The sequence below is a fragment of the Thiocapsa sp. genome, from assembly GCF_011390875.1.
Classification (GTDB): Bacteria; Pseudomonadota; Gammaproteobacteria; order Chromatiales; family Chromatiaceae; genus Thiocapsa.
Map to the genome: position 1 here is coordinate 1 of NZ_JAABRP010000334.1, position 3,517 is coordinate 3,517.

Annotated in this window: 4 protein-coding genes; 3 read left to right on the forward strand and 1 reads right to left on the reverse strand. The window is 65.3% G+C overall.

The window, feature by feature from the left end; translation table 11 throughout:
• The first annotated feature begins 38 nt into the window (after window positions 1-38).
• Window positions 39-1,184 (forward strand): hypothetical protein, encoded by a 1,146-nt coding sequence (locus GPT33_RS18000; RefSeq protein WP_296811817.1) that lies wholly within the window; start codon window positions 39-41, stop codon window positions 1,182-1,184.
• 160 nt (window positions 1,185-1,344) lie between these two features.
• On the forward strand, window positions 1,345-2,019 hold the full coding sequence (locus tag GPT33_RS18005; RefSeq protein ID WP_296811820.1) for a hypothetical protein: 675 nt from the start codon (window positions 1,345-1,347) through the stop codon (window positions 2,017-2,019).
• A gap of 98 nt (window positions 2,020-2,117) precedes the next feature.
• Here GPT33_RS18005 and GPT33_RS18010 read toward each other — a convergent pair whose 3' ends face one another.
• The gene (locus GPT33_RS18010; protein ID WP_296811822.1) at window positions 2,118-2,246 is read right to left on the reverse strand and encodes a hypothetical protein; all 129 of its coding nucleotides are present in this window, start codon (window positions 2,244-2,246) and stop codon (window positions 2,118-2,120) included.
• A 95-nt stretch (window positions 2,247-2,341) separates the two neighbouring features.
• Between GPT33_RS18010 and GPT33_RS18015 the strand changes: the two genes are divergently transcribed.
• On the forward strand, window positions 2,342-3,517 hold a 1,176-nt coding region (locus tag GPT33_RS18015; protein ID WP_296811825.1), incomplete at its 3' end, for a potassium transporter TrkG.

The window sequence follows — 3,517 nt, forward strand, 5'->3', positions numbered from 1 at the left end:
GCCCGCGGTAATACGTGTTCTCTGTTCGAGGGTTTGCCGTGAGCCTGCGTCCCGCTACTTTGATCCTTATCTCGACACTGGTCGGCGCGCTGCAGGTCGGGTGCGCCGGTGACCCCGGAAGTCGTGCCTACGACCCGCAACCCGGATCCTTCGTGATCGGGAATCGTCCGCAGATGGAATTTCTCGGTGCAAACCGCGCCGATGTCCAAGCGTTGGCCATGGGATCGGCGCGGAGCCGAGCTTGGGTCATCACCGAGTCGACCGACGGTCGTTTGGTCGTCCAGCGACCGCTTGATCCGAGCTCCTCTCTCGCTCGCGCTCTCGGGCCGGATGCGGCCGCGACCGGCGGCCTCGTCGAGGTGACGTCCCACTTTCTCGAAGACCGCAACGGCGTCAAGGTTGCTTTGGACTCGGCGCTCGTCTCGACGACGCCCGCAGGACAACCGACCCGCATCGACACCACCGAGACTTTTCGCCCGTCGCTGGAGGAATCGCTTCGCTCCCTTCATACGACCTGGTCGCGCAACCGTTCTCGGATTGCGCGGGCGGCACCTCCCGTCGGCGACGCGTGGACCGAGAACGAGGATCAAGTTGCCTCCGGCAGCGTCGACACCGCGGGTGCCGAGCCGGCCGATACCGGCACACCCCCGCCTCTAACGGCCTGGAGCGGCGAGACGGCATCTGACGCGGCGGCGGCATCGTCGGCATCGGGCCGAGCCCCGGACGCAGCGACGCCCGCTTGGAGTGCAACCGAGCAGACTTCCCCGGCGGCGCCGACCACAAGCGTCGCCGCCGCGCCCTCGGCGCCCGTCCCGGAACCGCGCCGGCCCGCCGGAAGCCCCGCACCTATTGTCGACACCAGACCTGCTCTGCCGCGAACCCAGTCAGGCGCCGCAACCCAACCGATGTCGCTCCCCGAGCCGCTCTCCGCACCCCTTCCGGAGCCACCCGTCGAGCGGATCCCGGACAGCGAGAACATGATGGCGCTCTCGCCGTCGTCGGAAGGCGTCAGCTGGGCCTATTACGCAGAACAGTATGCGCGTCTTCGAGGCTGCAACGTCGAGCCTCGCGGCTCCATCCTCATCGACTCGCGCAGCGACGGGGAGATCCACAAGGTACCCTGCGTGGATGCGGACAGCGTCTTGGTGCAATGCCAAAACGGCGAGTGCCGCGGTCTCCTGTAGCGCCGCCGATCCGGCGCCGTCGTTTCGGATTGCAGATGGCCGCGGTCAGGTCCGACGCGGTCACGATGAACGGAGCAAGCTCTTGGCTCGAACGTCCGCTCGGTTGCGCCGCCCGCGGACGAACCCGTCGTATGCGACACATAGACCGTCCCCCACGCTGATGTTCCGAATCGGCCCGATCGCCTTCGGATTCCTCGCGATCGGAATCGCCGCCGCGTCCGTGCCCGGCGTTCTTCTGTTCGGGGCAACCCCTGAGCAGGCCAGAGACTTCGCGATCGAGTCGGCCTACAGGCGCGGGTGGAATGTCCCGGAGGTCGGTGCAAGGACGGCGGGGTTCGAGCAGGTCCTCGAAGAGAGCGACCCAGACGATCCTCTCGGCGCGCGGAATGTGATCCATATTTCCGCGTCCTTCGTTGAAGAGACCGCCGGGACACGTGTCCTGCTGCGTGCCCGCGAGGTGCGGAAATCCGCGACCGGCGAAGAGTGGTCCACCGATGTGACCGAACGCTATGCCGAGAATCTCGGAAACGCCTTGAGCTCGCTCAGGAGGAAATGGGATGAACACCGCGAGGCGGCCGGAGTCGGCGCACGAGGGCCCGATCGATCCCGGGCACCCATCTCGGACCCGCCCGATCGCCGCGCCGGGAGCGAGCCGGTCGGTACCTGGGCATACTATGCCGAACGTTACGCGGAGAGTCGCGGTTGCGCGCTGACAGACGCGGGAAGCGTCCTCGAAGCCTCGGGACCGGAGTGGGAGCAGCACCGGGTCACGTGCCGGGACGGCCGCTCGCTGCGGGTATATTGCCGGCTCGGCGACTGCACTGCCCGAGAATGACGATGCTTTGCGTCGAAACCTCGCGGCTTTCGAGCGCGCCCGCGCGACGGCGTGCTACAGGCCGTCGCGCGGCCGGGTACCGACACGCAGACGGACATTCAGGCCGGCGGCGGAGGATCGTCGTCGTTGGAGGAGCGGCTGTCGCTCCCCGCGAGGAAGAGGGCCGCGACCGCGATCGCGATGAACAGCAACAAGGACACTGCGATGAGGGATGCGGCGAGGTTCATCGTGCGTATCGATCCTCCGGAGTCGTAGCGGGCCCAGCGGCAGCGACGCACGCCGTGATGACCGACCGAGGCCGACCGATGCGTCGGGATGCGCGATGAAATTGTTCGCCGTTCAAAAGGTCCTCGGCCTGCTTTTGACCCTGTTCAGCTTCACGATGCTCCCGCCCGTCGTCGTCGGATTGATCTACCGGGACGGCGAGATTTGGCCTTTCCTGGCTGCCTTTCTACTGATTCTCGTAGTCGGCTTGCTGACCTTTCTTCCGGTGATGCGGCTCCGCCAAGAGTTGCGCATCAGGGACGGGTTCCTCGTCGTCGTGCTGTTTTGGACCGGCCTCGGCTTGGCCGGTTCCCTGCCCTTCCTGCTTGCCGAAGAACCCATGCTCTCGGTGACGGACGCGATCTTCGAGTCCATGTCCGGGCTCACCACCACCGGCGCAACCGTGATCGTCGGGCTCGACGACATGCCCAAGGCCATCCTGTTTTACCGTCAACAACTCCAATGGTTGGGCGGCATGGGCATCATCGTGCTCGCGGTCGCCGTGCTGCCGATGCTCGGGATCGGCGGCATGCAGCTCTTTCGGGCCGAGATGCCCGGCCCGGTGAAGGACGCCAAGCTCACGCCCAGGATTACCGAGACCGCCAAGGCACTCTGGTACATCTACGTCGCGATGACCGTCGCCTGCACTCTGGCCTATTGGGCTGCGGGCATGACCTTCTTCGATGCCATCGGCCACGCCTTCTCCACCGTGGCCATCGGCGGCTTCTCGACCCATGACGCGAGTATGGGTTACTTCAACAGCACGCTGATTCAGATGATCGCGGTGCTCTTCATGCTGCTGGCGGCGATGAGCTTCGCCTTGCATTTCGTCGCCTTTCACAGACTTGATCTCGGCGTCTATCGGCGCGACAGCGAGCTGCGGTTTTTTCTGTTCATCATGGCGTCCGTGACCGCAATCACCACGCTGGCCCTGTTCTACACCGATACCTATATCACCTGGGACGACGCCTTCACCCATGGCCTGTTTCAAGCGGTTTCGATCGGGACGACCGCCGGGTTTACCACCGCCGAGTTCTTTTACTGGCCTCCGTTCATCGAGATCCTGCTGCTGTTCGCGAGCTTTGTCGGCGGCTGTGCCGGCTCGACCGCCGGCGGTATCAAGGTGATCCGCTTTTTGCTGCTGATCAAGCAGGGGATCCGGGAGATCGAGCGGCTCATCCATCCCAGCGCCCAGATCCCGGTCCGCGTCGGCGGCAACAGCGTGAATCACCGT

Bases quoted from the DNA above. Each gene is read 5' to 3' on its own strand.
- GPT33_RS18005 (WP_296811820.1), top strand. From the start codon at position 1,345: ATGTTCCGAATCGGCCCGATCGCCTTCGGATTCCTCGCGATCGGAATC.
- GPT33_RS18010 (WP_296811822.1), bottom strand. From the start codon at position 2,246: ATGAACCTCGCCGCATCCCTCATCGCAGTGTCCTTGTTGCTGTTCATC.